14 protein-coding genes and 2 pseudogenes are annotated in these 19,018 nt (G+C 65.5%); 5 read left to right on the top strand and 11 right to left on the bottom strand.

The features are described from left to right. The first annotated feature begins 168 nt into the window (after window positions 1-168). Complete coding sequence (locus F6X39_RS11325; RefSeq protein WP_187616677.1) at window positions 169-606, top strand: GNAT family N-acetyltransferase; 438 nt, start codon at window positions 169-171, stop codon at window positions 604-606. A 39-nt stretch (window positions 607-645) separates the two neighbouring features. Here the strand turns inward: F6X39_RS11325 and F6X39_RS11320 are convergent. Continuing rightward, window positions 646-786, bottom strand: a pseudogene (locus tag F6X39_RS11320) (2-oxoglutarate-dependent dioxygenase); the annotation flags it as partial. A 3-nt stretch (window positions 787-789) separates the two neighbouring features. Next, window positions 790-1,269 (bottom strand): nuclear transport factor 2 family protein, encoded by a 480-nt coding sequence (locus tag F6X39_RS11315; RefSeq protein WP_187616676.1) that lies wholly within the window; start codon window positions 1,267-1,269, stop codon window positions 790-792. A gap of 286 nt (window positions 1,270-1,555) precedes the next feature. On the opposite strand from F6X39_RS11315, the pseudogene F6X39_RS11310 reads away from it, so the two are divergent. Next, a pseudogene (locus tag F6X39_RS11310) lies at window positions 1,556-1,834 on the top strand (LysR substrate-binding domain-containing protein); the annotation flags it as partial. Window positions 1,835-1,964: 130 nt separating this feature from the next. Here F6X39_RS11310 and F6X39_RS11305 read toward each other — a convergent pair. The 3 genes from F6X39_RS11305 to F6X39_RS11295 form a co-directional block, all read right to left on the bottom strand. Then, window positions 1,965-3,404: a nicotinate phosphoribosyltransferase gene (locus F6X39_RS11305; RefSeq protein ID WP_187616675.1), complete on the bottom strand. Its 1,440-nt coding sequence runs from the start codon at window positions 3,402-3,404 to the stop codon at window positions 1,965-1,967. Between the two features lie 291 nt (window positions 3,405-3,695). Beyond that, the gene (locus tag F6X39_RS11300; protein ID WP_187616674.1) at window positions 3,696-4,898 is read right to left on the bottom strand and encodes a CpaE family protein; all 1,203 of its coding nucleotides are present in this window, start codon (window positions 4,896-4,898) and stop codon (window positions 3,696-3,698) included. Between the two features lie 181 nt (window positions 4,899-5,079). After that, entirely contained in the window at window positions 5,080-5,349 is a 270-nt protein-coding gene (locus F6X39_RS11295; RefSeq protein WP_184059979.1) for a hypothetical protein, read from the bottom strand. A 1,039-nt stretch (window positions 5,350-6,388) separates the two neighbouring features. Here F6X39_RS11295 and F6X39_RS11290 point away from each other — a divergent pair. The 3 genes from F6X39_RS11290 (at window position 6,389) to F6X39_RS11280 (ending at window position 11,179) form a co-directional block, all read left to right on the top strand. Next, window positions 6,389-6,658 (top strand): hypothetical protein, encoded by a 270-nt coding sequence (locus F6X39_RS11290; RefSeq protein WP_187616673.1) that lies wholly within the window; start codon window positions 6,389-6,391, stop codon window positions 6,656-6,658. A gap of 19 nt (window positions 6,659-6,677) precedes the next feature. Continuing rightward, the gene (locus tag F6X39_RS11285) at window positions 6,678-8,105 is read left to right on the top strand and encodes a sigma-54-dependent transcriptional regulator (RefSeq protein WP_187616672.1); all 1,428 of its coding nucleotides are present in this window, start codon (window positions 6,678-6,680) and stop codon (window positions 8,103-8,105) included. A 416-nt stretch (window positions 8,106-8,521) separates the two neighbouring features. Further along, window positions 8,522-11,179, top strand: coding sequence for a mechanosensitive ion channel domain-containing protein (locus tag F6X39_RS11280; RefSeq protein WP_187616671.1), 2,658 nt, complete (start codon window positions 8,522-8,524; stop codon window positions 11,177-11,179). Window positions 11,180-11,220: 41 nt separating this feature from the next. On the opposite strand, the gene F6X39_RS11275 is transcribed toward F6X39_RS11280, so the two are convergent. The 6 genes from F6X39_RS11275 to F6X39_RS11250 form a co-directional block, all read right to left on the bottom strand. Further along, on the bottom strand, window positions 11,221-13,482 hold the full coding sequence (locus F6X39_RS11275; protein ID WP_187616670.1) for an ATP-dependent DNA helicase: 2,262 nt from the start codon (window positions 13,480-13,482) through the stop codon (window positions 11,221-11,223). Next, window positions 13,479-15,248 carry a VRR-NUC domain-containing protein gene (locus tag F6X39_RS11270; protein ID WP_187616669.1) on the bottom strand — a complete coding sequence of 590 codons (1,770 nt, stop codon included), beginning with the start codon at window positions 15,246-15,248 and terminating at the stop codon, window positions 13,479-13,481. Before F6X39_RS11270 ends, F6X39_RS11275 begins: the two co-directional genes overlap by 4 nt. 69 nt (window positions 15,249-15,317) lie before the next feature. Then, a complete protein-coding gene (locus F6X39_RS11265; protein ID WP_187616668.1) occupies window positions 15,318-15,902 on the bottom strand; it encodes a lactate utilization protein C in 585 nt (194 codons plus the stop codon). Then, a complete protein-coding gene (locus tag F6X39_RS11260; protein ID WP_187616667.1) occupies window positions 15,889-17,292 on the bottom strand; it encodes a lactate utilization protein B in 1,404 nt (467 codons plus the stop codon). The genes F6X39_RS11265 and F6X39_RS11260 overlap by 14 nt, the downstream gene beginning before the upstream one ends. After that, window positions 17,289-18,032, bottom strand: coding sequence for a (Fe-S)-binding protein (locus F6X39_RS11255; protein ID WP_018425278.1), 744 nt, complete (start codon window positions 18,030-18,032; stop codon window positions 17,289-17,291). The genes F6X39_RS11260 and F6X39_RS11255 overlap by 4 nt, the downstream gene beginning before the upstream one ends. 145 nt (window positions 18,033-18,177) lie before the next feature. Beyond that, the gene (locus F6X39_RS11250) at window positions 18,178-18,924 is read right to left on the bottom strand and encodes a FadR/GntR family transcriptional regulator (RefSeq protein WP_187616666.1); all 747 of its coding nucleotides are present in this window, start codon (window positions 18,922-18,924) and stop codon (window positions 18,178-18,180) included. Window positions 18,925-19,018: the final 94 nt, after the last annotated feature.

The following is a 19,018-nucleotide window of genomic DNA, read 5'->3' as shown; positions in this document are numbered from 1 at the left end:
GCCGCCAGAAGGGCCGATCGCCGCGTCATGCTCCTTGCGAATACGTCGAGTATTCGTTGCGTCGCAATCCTTGCGCTCGGCCCTTCTGGCGGCCAGCGCAAGCCCGTTATTAGCGTGAACAGGCCCTAGGGGACGCGCAAGCGCTGCGCGATCAAAAGGAGACGCGCCGTGCAAGCAGGCGAACTGACGATTTCCAGCCGCATCGACGATCTCGACCTCGACATCGTCTACACATTCCTGTCGCAGGAAACGCCGTGGGCGCGAGGCATGCCACGCGCGACCTTCGAGCGCGCCGTCGCCGGGTCGCTGTGCTTCGGCGGGTTTGTCGACGGCAAGCAGATGGCGTTCGCGCGCCTCGTCACCGACGAGGCGACCTTCGCCTACCTATGCGACGTGTTCGTGCTGCCCGCGTATCGCGGCCAGGGCTATGCGTCGGCGTTGATGAAACATATCTTTGCGAGCCCTTCGCTCGTCACGCCGCGCAGAATCATGTTGGTCACGACCGACGCGCATCACGTCTATGCGCCGCATGGGTTCACGTCGCTCGAGAACCCCGAGCGGTATATGGAGCTGCATCGACCGGATGTTTACAAAGCGGCCGAATAGGCCCCGCCTCGGCACGCCTCCCACTGATGTGACCCAGCCTCAGCCGTACGCGCGCTCGCGCATCCACTTCGTCATGATCCACTTATCGCCGGCAAGCACCGGCGCGCCGCCGTGCAGAGTCGACGGATCGAGCTGGCGCTGGCCGTTCATGTAGCGGAAATACACCGCGCCGCCCGCGCGCACCTAGTCGCGCGTCAACTGCCCGCGATAGTGCAGCAGCCCTCGGCGCGCCTGCTGCCTGAGCATCCGCTGCACGAACGGCGACCAGCCGAACAGCGTGCCGCGCACGCCCATCGCCTGGCGCATCCACAGCCACAGATCGAAGCGGTCGCGATGCTCGACGATGAGCCCATCGCGGAACACGAAACGCGCCTCGATCCGGTTCACGACGTCGCGCCCCGTCTGGACGAAACGGTAGCGCGCCACCCACTGCGCGCGGCCGGTATGGTCGTCCGCCTCGATGTCGCTGAAGGTCAGCGTGAAGTCTTGCGCATGCTTGACGAGCATGCGCCACATGTCGCGCGCTTCGTCGCCCACCAGCTCGCCGAAAGCGGGGTCGCTGAAGACGACGTCGTCGGCATAACAGGCAACCATGGTCTCGGCGTCGCGTTGCTGGAAGGCGGTGTAGAAATGTTCGATCAGCTCGGTGTTGGGATGGCTCATTGATGTCGTATCGTGTATTGCGGGAGCGCGTCATGCACGCGCAGAGTCGCGCCGCGCTCCGGAAAAACAGCCCGCGCGCGGTAGGCGGCGGGGATGGCGCACACGATATCGGAAAACGGCGTGAAAAGGGGGGGCCGGCGCGAGCCGACCACGGCTTTTACCCTTCCGACACCGCTCCCTTGAAGCGCACTACCTCCGCCCGCCCGGCGAGCGTCCACACCACCGCCGCCACCGACGCCGCGACGAGCGCCGCTACCCCCAACGCCGCCGCAAAACCCGCGGCGAAGGCACCTTCGAAGTCGCGCGGCGCGGGCGCTTCTCGCCTCGGCTCGGGCCGCGTCCGGGTACGCTCGCGGCCGTGCTCGCCTGCGTGTCGCCCGGCGGTTATGTGTCGGCCGTGCCGCATACGCTCGCCGATTGCATCGCGCTGCCGGGCGTCGTCTACCGTGACATCGCCGGTCAGCCGATTGCGTCCGAAATCGCGCTCGCGTTTCGTCGGCACGAGCGAGCGCCCGCCGGCAAGGCGTTCCTGCGCTTCGCGCGCAATGGTAAAGATTCACGCTGACGGCAGCGTCGCTACGTTGATCGGGGTCGGCATCCTGTCGGATATTGCGGTAGGTCTGCCCTTCATGCAGCGCTACTGGGCGCTGATGACCTGCCCGCTCGTGACCATGCCGATGCGTCAGAAAGCTGGATCAACCTTCGTCCGCATATGCGCGGCCTCGAATCTCGGCCAGCGACGTATCGACCAGCAAGCGGCCCGCATCGAACACCGTCTCGAGCGCTTCATCCCACTCGCCCTCCACCGTGCTCCCGTCCCACGCGATCGGCAACGTGACCGTCCGGTACTCGCCGGTGCGGCGATGGCGCAGCAAGGTGAGCCGGCCCTTCATCGAGCGCTTGGCGTGATCCGTGACTGGATCCTTCGACACATCGTGCCACGTGTCGCCTAGCCGGATCGCCGAGCACTTCATCGCGAAGCGCTGCGTATCGCGGTTGATCTGCTGCAACAGCGCACCGCCCATGCCGAACACGATGTTGTCGGTGGCGAAGCCGGCCTCGTCCATCGCGGCGAGGATCGCGACGATCGAATCCGGGTTCACGCCGTCGCCCTGAATCACGCGCACATGGTCGAGCACGCGCCGCCCCTTGCTGTTGGTCTGCGACCCGAACGAAGCCTCCAGCGAGCGCAGCGTGTGCAGGACGATCGTGCACGGATCGCCGGAGTCCGGGCGAATCACGAGCATGCCGCCGGAATCGAGCACGGCCTGCTTCAGCTCGCCGCCCCATGCGTTCAGCGCGGCGAACAGGTCGTAAGAGTCGGACACCACCGAAACGATCGCGCCCGGCTTGCCGAAGCGGGCGATCATGTTGCGATACGCGTCGACTTCGCGCTCGCGGCCCCACGACGTGATCGTGCTGTGCTCGGCCGCCGGCACCGAGAACGCGGCCATGCGATCGCGGTAGTAGTGATTCGCCGCAACCACGCCGAGCACCGTATCCGAGCCCATGAAGCTGACGAGATGTGCCGCGCCGCCGATCGCCGCCGACTCCGCGCTCGACACGCCGCGCGCGCCGAAATCATGCAGCTTGAACGGTAGCTGCGAGAGATCGTCGCTGCTTTTGAGCAGATACGCGCGGATCGTCTGGCGCAGATGCCAGCTTTGCGTCGCGACCGTGATCGGATACCACACGCGCATCAGCATCGTCTCCAGATACGACGTGAGCCAGAACACCTGCGGATCGTCGCATTCGATGGTGACGAGCACGTTGTGCGTGGGCACGACCGAGCCTTCGGGCGCCGCGCGAATCCGCACCGGCAGATGGCCGCCATATCGCTGCACGACGTAGCGCCAGCCCGCCTCGTTGAACGGCTCGCCGTGCGCGCTGAAGAAGGTCCGCGCCTGGTCGATCATCGCGCCGGTAACCGGCCGGCACAGGTACTCCTTCAGCAGCATCTGTAAGCCGAAGAACAGCGTGCGGCCGTAACGTCCGCCGCGCGATTCGATGTACGAGAACATCGCCGTCGCGTCGGGCGGATATTGCAGATAGTGCGATGCCTTGTACGAATCCGTATTCAGAATCGGATTGGAGAGGATCGACGCGAGGTCGCTGAAACCCCGCGCGTTTTGCATGGACGGTGCTGCGCTCACGTGATTTTCTCGCTGGAGTGACCGGACGGCGCGAGCCTGCCCGACGCTTTCGAAACTCTGAGGCCGCGGCTTTACGCCTACAGACTATGCCGGGGATGACCCTGTACCTCACCTTACTACGGTATGCGCGATAGCGCTCGTCGTCGGACTGTAGCTTCTCTTCGCGCAGGATGAGTCTGACCTGCAGCGCCAACTGCAGCCGCAGACGATCATGTTCCGGATCTCGAGGTTCACCAGCAGAAGACCGGGCTCGAGCAGCGAATAGACGTCGTCCTAGCCCCCCGGCTTCAATTGCGGCGGCAGATTCGGCCACGTCGCGAGCAACCTGCCGAGCATGCTCCTGCGGCGCTCCGCACTCGCGGGCCACAGCATGTTCGCGAGCAGCACGATACCTTGCGCGAGCCCGCTGTCGCGCGCGCACGCGACGAGCGGCACGCCGCGGCTGAGCGCATCGTTGACGTGCTGATCGTCGCGCGGCAGTTGATGCGCGACCTTCGCGCCGAGCGTGCGTTCGAGCATCGGCAGATTGATCTGCGCGTCCTTGTCGTACTGGTTGACGACGACCCGCACCTTGCTGGACGGATGCCCCAGTTCGCGAAAGATATCGAGCATGCGGCGCGCACCATGCAGGTACAGCGGGTTCTGCCGCACCACCATGCAGATCGCGTCGCTATGCGCGAGCGCGCGGATCGTCGACGGATTCAGGCTCGGGCCGACGTCGATCAGCACCGCGTCGTAGCGCTCGCGCACCAGCGTCAGAATCCGGTCCAGCTGACCGGGCAGCAGTTCGGCGGCCTTCAACGGATCGCCGGCGCCGGCGAGCAGATCCAGGTTCGGGCACACGTGCATCGCGCACGCGTCGAACAGCGCCGGGTCGAGTTGCTCGTTGCGCGAGCACAGATCGACGAGCGTCATGGGCGGGGGGCGATTCGCCATCAGCAGGCTCGCGTCGGCGAATTGCTGGCTCAGGTCGATCAGCAGCACGCGCCGCTCACGCCGCGCGGCGAGCGCGCACGCGAGGTTGACCGCGATCAGCGTGGTGCCGCTACCGCCCTTGCTCGACGCCAGGGTGACCACGCGCGCGTGGCGGCGCCCGGTCTCGCGGCGCCGCGCTTCGATCTGCGCAAGCGCATCGACGACGGCCTGACGATCGAGCGGCCACGACAGCACCTGCCGCACGCCGACGCGCAGCGCCGCGCCGATCAGCGCGGTGGACGGCGCCGGCGTCACCAGCATGCAATGGAGCGTCGGCGCGCAGGCGAGCGTTTCCTCGATGCCGTCTAGTCCGCGGACGCTCAGATTGGCGTCGTCGACGATCAGCAGGTCGGCGCCGCGGACCACGCGCGCGTGCATCGGCAGTTGCCGGGCCGGACCGAACGCGGTGCGCAGCCGGTAACGCACGCCGCTCTCTTCGAGCCGCACGACGATTCGTTGCGCGTTTTCGATGCTCGCGGCAATCAGGAAGATGTCGATCATGGCAGCTCTGCGGCGCTTGGCGCGTCATGCGCGGGCTTTTATTCCAGTCGTCTGTTCACGATTGACGACGCAGGCTTCGGCGCGAGTTCCTTACCGCGACGCTCCTCCGTGAAAACCATGAGCCGGCAAACGGTGTTATCGAATTCCTGCGCAGTCGCTGCGAGCCGGCGAGCGGCAAGCGTCAGACGTCGGTTTCATCGTCGTCGCGCCGCTGCGCCGCGCTGCGTTCAGCGCGCACCGGCATGGCGTACAGCGCGTCGCGCAGCAGGTCGCGGCGGATTTCGGCTTGCGCTCGGCGCTCGAGCGCCTCGGCGACGACGAGCGTCAGCAGATCGACCGACGAGCCCGCCGCCTGCGCGAAAAAGCGCGCGCGCGATGCCGCGACATACCGCCGGTAAGTGCTTCTGGTTCCTCCCGAAGCGGCCGGCCTGCGAATCAGTTGTGGTTTCATGTCAGCCCCCGATGTCGAGCAGATTTGCGCCAGGTCACGCCGTCTGGTCTCAGCGCCCCGGCCGTTGGGCCAGGTCGCCGTGCCCGTGCCAACCCACGGACACGGCCCCTGGTTCACCTCGTATATCCGTCTCTCTGTGGAGACTAGGCCTCTCTCCCCGCTTCGTCGCGCCGGCCGGTGTCCTGATCCGGCGCTGCCCCTTCCCTTTGCGGCGCGTCGCTCGCGAACGTTGCCAGCGCGTTGCCTGTCGTTATCGCCACCCTTTTCGCGTCGTGAGGACAAAAAGTCGAAAAGGAAAAACGGCGAAGTCGTTGCCCTTTTTTCGTCCGGTTTTGAATGGCCGCCAAACCGGTCCGCCACTCACCCGTTTTCTAACGGTATTCAAGAAGGCCCCGCCGCGCTCCCGCAAACACCTGATGGCTTCCCCGACCATGTCTGCGAGTGAATTTTTACCGCCGGTCTTTTTTAATCCGGTTTTCCCCGTACCGTCGACCTGGCCGCAAAACATTTTTCTGTGCAGACCTTATTGCAATGGTTATGCCAACACGCGTTCGAATCGGTAAGGCGCCCGTCACGGCTTCACGCTGCCGAGAAATCGGTTTGCTTTTGACGCAGTGCGAGCCTGCCCGATTTTTGGCGTGGCGCGCATTGATTCGTTTCTGACACGCCAAATCGCCGCGCGCTGGCCGCAAAGCGCGCCTCCCGCTCCGTCTCGCCAGCCTGCTGACTCGCCGCGGGGCCGGCTACACGCGGCTTCGCCGCTCCTTCCGGTTGGCAAAGCGCCCCACCCGGCGCGGCAAAGCGCATTCGACTCGCGCTGTCCAATCTGTCGCAACTGTGAAACATGACTGCTCGCGCCCCGTCCGTTTTAGTCACGCCTTAATACCAGGGCAATTGCTACGCAATGTGCGATTCCGCGCATAACCGGCCTTGACCGCTTATTCATTAGTGATCCGTGTTAATCCGAAAATCCAACCCGCATTCTTCATCCCTGTTTCTTTGTCTGGCGCTTTCAGGCGCTTTCGCTTATCGTTAGGCCATGCGCCAATCAGAGCGCTTCTATCAGGTCAACGAGGCAAGCCACGGTTCAAGTGGTTTTCACGGTTCGGGGAAAAAATCGCCGGGCAGTTTCAGCAATGAACGACAAGGTCGCCGCCATTGCATGAATCGGTCCGCCATGCAGCGCGTTCCGGTTCGCGCCGCGCTTGCAGCGTGTCCCTTGTTCGTGATTGCTGCTGTCGTGAATGCGTCGCAGCCGGAGTGCAGCAACTGGCCGCCTGAATCTCACAACGTCGCACGGCAGTCCTGAGGATCGAACGGGGGGAACCATGACTACGACTTGTACGCCGGCCGATATGGAACGCACGGTTCTGTACGTGGCGAATGCGCCCGACCAGATACTCGTCGAGTTTCTGGCCGCATCGGGATGGCAAGCCGTGCACGCAAAAAGCACGGCCGTGGCGGAACGCATGATCGAACGCGGCAACATCAAGGTCGGTCTCGTTCAGTTGCCCGAAGATTGCACGTCACAGCAGCTGTCCGCGCTCGCGCTGTGCATGCGCCGCGTCGAAACCAACTGGGTCGCGCAGATCGTGCCGGGCCAGGCCGACAACGAGCTGGTCAGCCGTTTCATCCTCGATTACTGCTTCGACTTCGTCACGCAGCCGTGGCTCAACGAGCGGCTCGTGTTCGCGCTCGGCCACGCGCATGGGCTGTCGAGCCTGCGTCAGCCGCGCGTCGCGCCGGAGCCGTCGCTCGGCCGCCACGGCATGGTCGGGCAATGCGAGCCGATGCAGCAGCTCTACCGGCGCATCGACAAATGCGGCGTGACCGATGCGCCGGTGTTCATCGCGGGCGAATCGGGCACCGGCAAGGAGCTGACCGCTCGTGCTATTCACGACCGCTCGCCGCGCGCGGGCCGCACGTTCGTCGCGATCAATTGCGCGGCGATTCCGCCGAGCCTGTTGCAGGCCGAACTGTTCGGCCACGAGCGCGGCGCTTTTACCGGCGCGGTGCAACGCAAGCTCGGCCGGATCGAGAGCGCGCATGAAGGCACGCTGTTTCTCGACGAAATCGGCGACATGCCGCACGAATGCCAGGCGGTGCTGCTGCGCTTCCTGCAGGAAGGCACGATCGAGCGGCTTGGCGGCAACGGTCCGATCAGCGTCGACGTGCGCGTGATCTCGGCCACCCACGTCGATCTGGAGCGCGCCGTCGAAGACGGGCGTTTCCGTTCCGACCTCTATCACCGGCTGTGCGTGCTGCGCCTCGTCGAGCCGCCATTGCGCGAGCGCGGCGGCGACATCAAGCTACTCGCCAATTACGCGCTCAGCATGTACAAGCAGGACGGCGCGCGCAAGCTGCGCGGCCTGTCGAGCGACGCGATCGTCGCGATGTCGAACTATCCGTGGCCCGGCAACGTGCGCGAGCTGATCAACTGCGTGCGCCGCGCGGTCGTGATGAGCGAGGGCCGCTTCATCACCGCGAGCGACCTCGGCCTACCCGAAGCTGACAATGGCCCGGCGGTCACGCTGGCGGAAATCCGCAGCAAGGCCGAAAAGGATGCGATCGAGAACGCGCTGCTGCGGCACGGCTACAAGCTGTCCGATGCGGCGGCCGAACTCGGCATTTCGCGCGCGACGCTGTACCGGCTGATGCACTCGAACCGGCTGCATCAGGAGCCGGCCGGACGCGGCGCGAGCAGCGGCCCCCATGCCGATGACGAAGCAGAGCGCCAGACCTCTTCAGTGGCATAAGCGCGGATTTAAGCGTTTTTTGTAGTGAACGCTTAGCAGCGCACGGTCACGGCGATTGAGCATTCCCGACTTTCCGTGCTCTGCCCGCACGTAGCGTGGTCGTCGAGAACATCCTCGCGCCGCCGCCAGCATTGCCGCCCGGCAAGCGGCCTCCTACCTCCTGCGCAGTCCCGCCCACGGGGCTTTCCGGGCAGGCTTTCTGCTGCCTTCGACAGGCCTGCCGGCCATCATCGGCTATCCTGTCGGGTGAACGCCCCGCCCGACGGGCGCCGCTCTCGCGGCCCTTTCGCCCGTCCGGCGGGCCTGCGCCGCAGGAACTTCAGCGCCCCGCCCCGTGTCGGTCCCGGGTCACCCCGCTGAAACAGCCCATGTTCCGGCACAATCGTCCGCACTGGCTTCATCCCGCTTTACACCCTATGCCAAAATTTCTGCGTGTCTGTTTTTTCATTTTTCTGCTCGCAGGCGCGGCGCCCGTCTTCGCCGCCGCGCCTGAGCCTGCCCATCCCACGCCCGCGACACCCGCTTCCGCCGCCGTCACGCTGACACCTCAGCAGGCCCGCGACGCGCTCGCAGTCCTGAACGACCCCAAACGCCGCGCGCAAGTCGCCGATACGCTGCAAGCGATCGCCGCGGCCGGCGCGTTGAGCGCGCCGCCCGCATCCGCGCCGGCGGCGGCGTCGGCGCCCGCCGCCGCAAGCGGCGCAGCCGCGCTCGTGCCGGACGCGTTCAAATCCAATGGCCTCGCCTCGCAACTCGCGCGCGAGGGCGCGCATTACGCCGGCTATCTCGCGACCTCGCTGCGCGGCTCGATCGCCGCGCTGCTCGACGTCGCGTCGGTGCGCGCATGGTGGAACTGGCAGTTCGCCAATCCGCACGCGCGCGCGGTGCTGTTCGAGGTGCTGTGGTCGCTGCTGGCCGCGCTGATCCCCGCTCTGGTGCTCGAATGGCTGGCGCGGCGGCTGCTGCGGCGCGTCTATCGGGCGATCGCCGCGCGCCGCGAAGCCGCGCTGCAGGATGACAACGACAACTCACCGCCGCCCGCGCACGCCGCCGGCGCCGCGCCGGCAGGTCATCCGCCGCCCAGCACGCCGCCGCTGCCCCCGCTGTCATCGGTGCCGTCAGTGCTCGAAGCGCAGGCGCAAGCCGTCGCGACTGGCCCGGCCGCGCCGTACGCGACGCCATCCGCCAAAGGCCGCGCCATCGAAGCCGAAGGCAAGCGCAACGCGACGCACCACTGGACGCTGCTGCAACGTCTGCCGCGCGCGCTGCTGATCACGCTGGTGCGGCTCGTGCCGATCGCGGTGTTCCTCGGCGCGGCGAGCGCGCTGATGTCGATCTTCACCGGCAACGGCACGCCGCAGGATCGCGCGCTCGATTCGCTGATCGACGTCTATGTGGTGTGCCGCTGCGTCGTGATCGTCGGCGCGTTCTTCCTGCAGCCGAGCGCACCGCGTCTGCGGCTGCTGCGCATGGGCGATGCGTGGGCCGCGTTCGTGCTCGGCTGGATCGTGCGAATCGTCAGCGTGGTCGGCGCCGGCGTCGCGCTAGCCGAAGTCGCGCAGGCGCTTGGCATGAACGACGCCGCGCATCTCGCGCTGCTGAAAGTGGTCGCACTCGCCGGTCACGTGATGATCTCGATCCTCGTGCTGCGCTGCGCGAAACCGGTCGCCAACCGGATCCGCAATCGCTTCGCCGCTCACGAGTCGTTGGAGATGTTCGGCAACGCGTTCGCGGACGCGTGGGCCGTGGTGACCGTGGTCATCGTGATGGGCCTGTGGTTCGTCTGGGCCTTCGACGTACGGAACGGCTATCACGCGCTCGTGAATATCGGCGGCATGACGCTCGCGATACTGCTCGGCGCACGGCTCGCGTCGATCGTGATCTTCGGCGCGCTCGCGCGCATCTTTCATGTGCAGGACGAAGCGTCACACTCGCTCGTGCATCAGCACGCCTACCGATACTATCCGGCGCTGCGGCGCGTGATCGGCTGGATCATCGGCAGCGTCACCGCGCTGGTGCTGTTGCAGGCGTGGGGCGTCGGCGTCATCGATCTGTTCCGCAGCGGCACGATCGGCCACCGGCTCGCCTCGGCGCTCGCGACGATCGCCGTCGCCGCGATCATCGCGCTAGTGGTGTGGGAGGTCGTCAACGTGTCGGCCGAACGTCGCCTCGATAACTGGACGAGCAACGGCGATCTGGTACGCGCCGCGCGTCTGCGCACCTTGATGCCGATGCTGCGCACCGCGCTTTTCTGTGTGATCGCGCTCGTCGTCGTGCTGACCGGCCTGAGCCAACTCGGCGTGAACATAGGCCCGCTGCTCGCGGGCGCGAGCATCTTCGGCGTCGCGCTCGGCTTCGGCTCGCAGAAGCTCGTGCAGGACTTCATCACCGGCATCTTTCTGCTGATGGAAAACGCGATGCAGGTCGGCGACTGGGTCACGCTCGCGGGCGTGTCGGGCACCGTCGAATATTTGTCGATTCGCACCGTGCGGCTGCGCGGCGGCGACGGCTCGCTGTTTACGGTGCCGTTCAGCTCGGTGTCGACCGTGAACAACACGAATCGCGGCATCGGCAACGCGGCGGTGCGCGTGAATATCGTGTTCGGCCAGGACGTCGAGCGCGCGATCGAGACGCTGAAGGAAATCGGCGCATCGCTGCGCACGGACGACAACTTCAAGGACGGCATCCTGGCGGACTTCTCGTTCTGGGGCGTCGATGCGGTCGACGGTTCGGCGATCACGCTGGCCGGCCAGATGCAATGCCGCGATACGTCGCGCTGGGGCGTGCAACGCGAATTCAACCGACGCATCCTCGAGCGCTTCGGCGAACTCGGCATCGAGATCGCGAATCCGCAGCGTCATCTGCTCACGTGGGACCCGGCGAGCAAGGCCAGGTTCGATACGGCCCCGCCGCGCGAACGCCATGGCGACCGGCCCGACGGCGACGCCGCGGGGGACGGCCACGCTCCGCACAAGGGCGACGCGCCGCTCGACGACCAGATCCCGGTTGACCCGAGCCCGGCCGGCGGCCCTGGTACGCCCGGCAATCCGGGCTCGACCTCGCCGCACGCGTGACGCGTCGCGCGTCGCGCGCGTAAAGGTTCGCTAGCGCGGCGCTAGCGAACCTGCCACCAGCGCGGCAACAGGCGCCGCACTTCCGGCCTGCGAAAGCGGTCGTCGATCAGATGCACGACGCCGCGGTCCTCTTCGGTGCGGATCACGCGCCCCGCCGCCTGCACGACTTTCTGCAAACCCGGATACAGGTACATGTAGTCGTAGCCATTGCCGAAGCGCGCATCGAGCGCGCGGCGCATCTGCTCGTTGACGTCGTTGATCTGCGGCAGACCGAGCGTCGCGACGAACGCGCCGATCAGTTGCTGCCCGGTCAGATCGACACCCTCCGAAAACGCGCCACCCAGCACCGCGAAGCCGATGCCCTGATTCATCGTCCTGAAGCGCGCGAGAAACGCGTCGCGCGCGGCTTCGTCCATACCGGGTTCCTGGGCCCACACCGGCAAGCCGGGATGCCGCTCGCGCAGCAGCGCGACCACGCGTTGCAGATAGTCGAAACTGCTCAGGAACCCGAGATAATTGCCGGGCTGGGAGTCGTACTGCTTCGCGATCAGCTCCACGATCGGCGCGAGCGAGCGTTCGCGGTCACGCCAGCGCGTCGACACATGAGCGGCCACGTGCACCTGCAACTGCTCCGCGCGAAACGGTCCCTCGACGTCGAGCCATTGCGTGTCCTCGGCTAGCCCAAGTGTGTCGCGATAGAAATGCTGCGGATTCAGCGTGCCGGAGAACATCACCGTGGTACGCGCGGCCGCATAGCGTGGCGCGAGGAACGGCGCGGGGATCACGTTGCGCACGCAGAGCGTCGCACTGGTTTTGTCGCGCGGCGCGTAGCGGTCGGTGCTCAATGTCACGTCGAACATCGAGTGCTCGCCGAACTGCTCGGCGAGCGCGACGAAGTGCATCGCGTCGAAGAAAACGCGCAGCGCATGTTCGTCGATCGACAACGGCGCGTCGGCGAGCTGATCCGTTACCGCGCCGATCAGGTTCTGCGCGGCGGACAGCAATTTGCCGGGCACCTCCGCATACACCTGATAGCTGGACGTCTGCGTGCTCTTCACCGCATTCCACTCGCGCTGCAAGCGTTCGAGCGGCTTCTTCAGCGCCACCGGCGCGCTCTTGCGCGCGAGCCGGAACGCGCCTTGATCTAGCGACGCGGTATACATGCGCCGCGCGCGTTCGAGCAGGTTGTGCGCTTCGTCGACCAGCACGCCGACGCGCCACTGGTTGATCTGCGTGAGCGCATGCAGCATCGCGCTGCCGTCGTAGTAGTAGTTGTAATCGCCGACGATCACATCGGCCCAGCGCGCGAGCTCCTGCGACAGATAGTACGGACAGATATTGTGCGTGAGCGCAGCCTCGCGCACCGCCGCGCGATCGAGCCGTGGCGTCGCCAACGCGGCGGCGCGCGCCGCATCGAGACGGTCGTAAAAGCCGCGCGCGAGCGGACAGGACTCGCCGTTGCAGGCTTTGTCCGGATGCTCGCAGGCTTTGTCGCGCGCGACCAGTTCGAGCGTTCTGAGCGGCAACGGCGCGCTCTGGTGCAGCGAGTCGATCGCATCGAACGCGAGCGCGCGGCCCGGCGTCTTCGCGGTCAGAAAGAACACGCGATCGAGCCGGTCTTCGCCGCAGGCTTTCAGCAACGGAAAAATCGTCGCCAGCGTCTTACCGATACCGGTCGGCGCCTGCGCCATCAATGGCTTGCCGTCGCGTGCCGCGCGATACACGGCCACCGCGAGCTCGCGCTGCCCGCGCCGAAACCGCCCATACGGAAACTGCAACGCGACGAGCGCCGCGTTGCGCGCGACGCGATGCGCGTCTTCCTGCACGGCCCAATCGAGAAATCGTTCACACTGGTCGACGAAGAAGATTTCGAGTTCGCGCGCGCTGTGCTGCTGCGTCAGCACGGTTTCCTTCTGACTGCCGAGATCGAAGTACACGAGCGCGACCGTCAGCTCGCCGAGCCCGCGCGCCCGGCACAGCAGATGCCCATACACGAGTGCCTGCGCCCAATGCAGCACGCGATGATTCGCGGGCATACGCGCGAGATCGCCGCGATACGTCTTCACTTCTTCGAGCCGGTTCGCGATTCCGTCGTAGCCGTCCGCGCGGCCGCGCACGGTCAGACTGCGATGCGTGCCCGTCAGCGTGAGTTCGGTTTCGTAGCCGCTCGCGCGACGGCCGGCGACCATCTGATGACCCGCGATACCTTCGAGCGAAGTCGGCGCGGGCGTGAAGCGCAGATCGAGATCGCCGCGCCGGGCGGTGAATTCGCACATCGCGCGGACGGCCACCACGTAGCTCATACGACCCGCTCCGCTTCGGCTTGCTTCGCGGCGTCCGCTTCGCTCTGCGCCACTTGCCCGGCCCAGCGCACGTCGACGACGCGCACCGGCATGCCGTGCTGCGCGCAGTACGCGAGCCAGCGGATCTGGTTGTCCTGCAGACGATCGCCGGGGCCTTTCACCTCGATCAGTTCATAGCGACGCTCGGCCGGCCAGAACCGGATCAGGTCGGGCAAGCCCGAACGATTGCCGCGAATGTCGCGCAGCAAGCGCTCGAAGCACAGCTTCAGATGCGCGGCGGGCAGACAGTCGAGCGCGAGCGCGATGAGCTCGGGCGTCAGCAGTCCCCAGAACACGAACGGCGACTGCATGCCGGCCTTGTCGTGCAGATGCCGCAGAATCGTGTCGCGATAGACGCCGCTATCGAGCTGCGCGAAGCACGCGGCGAACTGCGTGGCGCGACGCGCGTGAAAGTCCGGCGCGTGCAGATCGGCCGGTCCGCGTTGGAACGGATGAAAAAACGCGCCGGGCAACGCCGTGAACACCGGCTCCCAGCACAGCAGGCCGAACAGCGAATTGATCAGCGCGTTCTCGACGTAGTGCACCGGCGCGGCGTCGCTGCTCAAATGATCGCGCACCAGGTACTCGACGGCCACCGGCGTATCAGGCTTCGGCAGCACCAGCGTGCCGCGCTCCACAGGCCTCGCCGCTGCTGCGCGCGGCACCGGCTCGCCGCACTTGCGCCGCAAGCGCGGCAATATCCGGGCGACGCGCTGCGCCTCTTCTTCGCTCTCAGGCGCGGCATCGGCCTGCGAGGCCAGCGCCAGCGCTTCGCCGTAACGCTCGCTGCGCTCGAGCACCCGCATGCGTCGAAGACGCGCGCCGGGCCAAGCGCACGCGTCGTACACCGCGAGCGCGGTGTCCCACTGCCCGCGCCGCTCGCAATCCTGGCCGATCCGGAACAGCAGTTTCGCGCGACGCGTTTCGAGCCACGGATTCGCGGTGCCGATCGAGCGGACGGTCGCGATCAGTTCGTGAAGGGTGGGGGTGTCGGTGTCGACCGGTAGCCATTCGAGCGCTTCGCGGCACGCGTGGAGCGCGAGATAAACGTCGACGTCCGCGCGTTGCTGGAACGCGCGCGACAAAGGCCCGAACGCGACCTTCTCGTACTGGAACACGCCAAGATCGGCGAGCACGAACTCCGACCAGTCCTGATGCAGATTGCCGAAGAACATCAGGCGCAAGCGATCGCACAACGGCGCGATCGCGACGTGCAGCACGCGGTCCGTAGACGCGTCGTGCCAGGCGGCGAGCGGACGTGATGTGCATGCTTGCGCGTCGCCGCTTGCGGTTTCGTAAAACTCGCGAAGCGTTTCGAGCAGATCCGGTTTGCGCAAAGCCTTTGCGCCGGGAATCCGCGCGATCGCGTCCGCGAAGATGTCCAGCAATTGCGCACGCGTGCTGAGCGCAAACAGGTCGTCGAGAGACAGGGCCGGCTCAGTGTCGATCCAGCGATGCACCGTCATCGGCATCACCGCCTGCAACGGACAGCCGATTTCGTCGTAAGCCAGGCGGCTCGCGCGGAACAGCATGCCTTTGCGCATCAGCATGCGCACCAGCAGCGCACGCGATGCCTGCGGCAACGTCGCGAAAGTTTCCAGAAAAGCGCGCTCTTCGTCGTCGAGCAGATCGTCGTAACGCGCGGCGAGCCACGCAAGCGCGCGCTCGAAATTCAGCAGGTAGTAAGGGGCTTCAGAGCGGATCTCTGAGCGAGCATCGGTTGCCACGGACGTTGTGCGGGACCTGTATGTTTATACAGTGATGATAGCAAAGTCCGGCGCTGCGACCGCCGCGCATCAGCCCGCGAGCCACACGACCGTCAGCGAGCGCACGCCCTGCGCGCCGCGAATCAGTACGCCCTCGATATCGGCGGTGGCCGAAGGGCCGGTAACGAGCGCCGCGTAACGCGCCCTGCGGAAATCGTCGCGACGATAGACGTCTTGCAGTCCATCGAGCAATTGCGCCGGATCGAGCAGCACGACCAGATGCTGGACGATGTAGCCCAATGCATTGACCATATATTCGCGCTCGCTAAACCACACCGAGCCGGTTTCGGCGACGCCAAAGCGCGCACGGACCAAACCGACGTCGACGTCCTGCAGCGATGCGGGGTCCGTATCCGCGCCGATCTTGCGCGTGCCCGGCACTTCGGCGCTCGCCGATGCGATCGATGCCGCCGCGCCAAAACGCTCGCGGATCATATCGCTGACGTCGCTCGCGCTGGCCGCTTCGACGCAAGTGCCGCCCATCGTTTGCAACGCCGCTGTGAAGCGCGCCCGCAGATCGCCGCCAACCGCCTCGAACAGCGGCACGTCGGGACGCGGCCGCGCGGCCGGTTGCGCGGCGCGCACCTTGGCGAGAAAAGCCTCACGCGTTGTCATCGCCGCCTCCGCGATTCTTTTTGTACCAGGCATGAAAAGTCATCTTCGGCGCCTCCGGCAATTCGCGCTGCCGGCCCCAGATATTCAGCGGGTTGTACAGCACGAAATTCGGCAGCCGCCGCAACGCGCTGCCCATCGACGACACCGTCGCGCGATACAAGGTCGGACTCGATAGCAGACGCCCCGCCATCTTCAGGACCTCCTGCTTCACGAACGGCACTTCGTGCTGCTCGGCGATCACCGCGCGCCATTTATAGATCTGCTCGTGAATGTTGATCTTCACCGGACACACATTCGTGCAACTGCCATTGAGTGTCGATGCGAACGGCAACGCGCTATAGCGTTTCAGATCGAACGTCGGATTGATGATCGCGCCGATCGGCCCCGAATAGGTGCCGCCATACGACAGGCCGCCGCTGCGTCGATAGACCGGACACGTATTCATGCACGCGCCGCAGCGGATGCATTTGAGCGAGTACCAGAAGTCCTCCATCGCGAGCCGTTCGGAGCGGCCATGATCGACGAGGATGAAATGCATCTCGGTGCCCGGCCGCGGCGCACGAAAATGCGACGTGTACTGCGTGATCGGCGAACCCAATGCGCTGCGCGACAGCATGCGCACGAACACGCCGAGATCCGACACCTTCGGTATCAGCTTCTCGATTCCGATCGATGCGATATGCAGCGGCGGCACGTTCGCCGAAAGATCGGCATTGCCTTCGTTCGTGCAGACGACGACCGTGCCCGTTTCCGCCACCGCGAAATTGCAGCCGGTCATGCCGGCCGTTTTCTCGCGCACGAAATACGGCCGCGTATTCATGCGCTGGCTTTCGGCCAGATAGTGGATGTCGCTGTTCGTCGGATCGGTGCCGATGGTCCGGCCGAACAGCTCGGCCACGTCCGCGCGCAGCTTGTGCACGGCCGGCACGACCATATGACTCGGGTCCTGGTGATCGAGCTGCTGGATGCGCTCGCCGAGGTCCGTTTCCATCACGGTAATGCCGCGCGGTTCGAGGTACTCGCGCATCCGGCATTCGTCGGTCAGCATCGACTTGCTCTTCACGAGCGTCGTCATGCCGCGCTCGGACATCAGCTTGTGGACGATCCCGTTGTGCTCTTCCGCGCTTGCTGCCCAATGCACGACCACGCCATTGGCCTCGGCCGCCGCCGCGAACTGCTCCAGGTAGTCGGCCAGATGCGACAGCGTGTGTTCCTTGATGCCCGACGCCAGCGAGCGCAACGTTTCCCATTCGGCAATGCCGTGCGCCTGCGCGTCGCGTTTCTCGCGCAGGTCCCACAGACGCTTGTCGTGAAACGCGACATGCTCGGTCTTGCTGATGAAAGAACCCGCGGCTTTGGCGTGATCGATGCGGTGATGGTCGCCGCTCATGCGCGTGCTCCATTGAGAACCTGCGCGATATGAATGAAGCGCGCGTCGGCTTTCATGCGTTCCGCGCAACCCTGCTGGTGCATCAGGCACGACATGTCGCCCGAAACGATGTACTCGGCGCCCGCATCCAGATGGTCGCGCACCTTGTCCTGCCCCATGCGCACCGACACCGCCTCTTCGGTGACCGAGAACGTGCCGCCAAAACCGCAACATTCGTCGGGCCTCGCCGGCTTGACGAACTCGATGCCCTTCACGCCTTCGAGCAACGCGCGCGGCTTCGAAAACGGCGTGCCGGCGATTTCCGACGCCGACGCCTGCTTCAGATGACGCAGCGCGCTGCAACTGGTGTGTAGACCGACGCGATGCGGAAACTCGGCCCACGGGAATTCGCGCGCGCCGATCACGTCGTGCAGAAACTCGACCAGTTCGTAAGCGCCAGCGCGTACTTTCTTCACTTCGTCGGTCTGCTCGAGCGCGGTCAGATGTTCGCGCACGTGATGAATGCAACTCGCGGACGGCCCGACGATGTAGTCGTAACCCGCGAAGTTGCGCGCGAATAGTCGCTCCGTGGCGGCGGCGTCCGCATGCGCGCCGCTATTGGCCATCGGCTGGCCGCAGCAGGTCTGCTGCTGCGGATAGTCGACCTCGATGCCGAAACGTTCGAGCAGTTCGAGCGTCGCGATACCGACCTCGGGATAGAACGCGTCGATAAAGCACGGGATAAACAGCGCGACTTTCATAGGCTCTTCAGGAAAAGCGGCGGGAACGATGTCTGTCGACCGGTGTGGCCTGTCTGGCCGTCTTGGTCATGTTGGTCTGACCAAGACTATAAAAAAGTCCGTTGGCGGTGTCAATTCGGACGGCGTGGGCCTTGAAATCAGGGAATCAGGAAATCACCGCGGCCGACGGCTTCGTCGCATCGTCCTTGTAAATCTCTCGCACGAACGCCAGATGCCGCTCGGCGGCCTTGCGTGCCTTGGGCGCATCGCGTGCGACGACCGCGTCGTAAATCGCCTGGTGCTGGCTCATCAACTGCTTTTCCATCGCGTCGTCGTAATCGATCAACCGATGATACTGGCGCATGCCCTCGCGAATCAGCGTATGAATGCCGTGCATCACATGCGCCAGCGCGACATTGTGCGTGGAGTCGGCGATCGCGAGATGAAACGCGGCATCGAGTTCGGCGAGATTCGCGCGATCGCGCGACAGCGACGCAGCCTTCAACGCCTCGAACGCCGCGCGGATTTTCTTCAGATCGGTGGCGGTTGCGCGCTGCGCGGCATAGACCGACGAAATCGCTTCGAGCCCCTGGCGCAACTCCAGAATGTCGGCACTGGTGCGCGGATTCTGCAGCAACAGTTCGGCAAGCGGCTTCGAGATGATGGGCGCAGTCACGTCGACCACCGTGAAACCGCCGCGCCCCGACGTTTCGATGTAACCGTCCGCCTCCAGCCGGATCAGCGCCTCGCGCAGCGATGGTCGCGACACGCCGAGCTGCGCCGCGAGATCGCGCTCGGCCGGCAGACGGTCGCCGGGCATCAGCGTACCCTCCGAGATCAAGTGCTTGATCTGGTCGGACACCACGTCGGAAATGCGCTTGCGCGCGAAGGACGGAATCGGGGTGAATGGCATAAGCGGCGAACGATGAAGCCGGTTGACAGAGCGCGCGGCTACTCCACGGTGCGGGGAATTATACCGTTCGACACCATGCGACGATTCGCCGATC

It is taken from the genome of Paraburkholderia sp. UCT2 (assembly GCF_014397665.1).
Classification (GTDB): Bacteria; Pseudomonadota; Gammaproteobacteria; order Burkholderiales; family Burkholderiaceae; genus Paraburkholderia; species Paraburkholderia tuberum.
Note: the sequence above shows the minus strand (reverse complement) of the source record. Positions and strands in the feature narration are given on the sequence as shown.

Bases quoted from the DNA above. Each gene is read 5' to 3' on its own strand.
- F6X39_RS11290 (WP_187616673.1), top strand. From the start codon at position 6,389: ATGCGCCAATCAGAGCGCTTCTATCAGGTCAACGAGGCAAGCCACGGT.
- F6X39_RS11275 (WP_187616670.1), bottom strand. From the start codon at position 13,482: ATGAGCTACGTGGTGGCCGTCCGCGCGATGTGCGAATTCACCGCCCGG.
- F6X39_RS11260 (WP_187616667.1), bottom strand. From the start codon at position 17,292: ATGAGCGGCGACCATCACCGCATCGATCACGCCAAAGCCGCGGGTTCT.
- F6X39_RS11305 (WP_187616675.1), bottom strand. From the start codon at position 3,404: ATGCAAAACGCGCGGGGTTTCAGCGACCTCGCGTCGATCCTCTCCAAT.
- F6X39_RS11315 (WP_187616676.1), bottom strand. From the start codon at position 1,269: ATGAGCCATCCCAACACCGAGCTGATCGAACATTTCTACACCGCCTTC.
- F6X39_RS11295 (WP_184059979.1), bottom strand. From the start codon at position 5,349: ATGAAACCACAACTGATTCGCAGGCCGGCCGCTTCGGGAGGAACCAGA.
- F6X39_RS11265 (WP_187616668.1), bottom strand. From the start codon at position 15,902: ATGACAACGCGTGAGGCTTTTCTCGCCAAGGTGCGCGCCGCGCAACCG.
- F6X39_RS11300 (WP_187616674.1), bottom strand. From the start codon at position 4,898: ATGATCGACATCTTCCTGATTGCCGCGAGCATCGAAAACGCGCAACGA.
- F6X39_RS11250 (WP_187616666.1), bottom strand. From the start codon at position 18,924: ATGCCATTCACCCCGATTCCGTCCTTCGCGCGCAAGCGCATTTCCGAC.
- F6X39_RS11255 (WP_018425278.1), bottom strand. From the start codon at position 18,032: ATGAAAGTCGCGCTGTTTATCCCGTGCTTTATCGACGCGTTCTATCCC.
- F6X39_RS11280 (WP_187616671.1), top strand. From the start codon at position 8,522: ATGCCAAAATTTCTGCGTGTCTGTTTTTTCATTTTTCTGCTCGCAGGC.
- F6X39_RS11285 (WP_187616672.1), top strand. From the start codon at position 6,678: ATGACTACGACTTGTACGCCGGCCGATATGGAACGCACGGTTCTGTAC.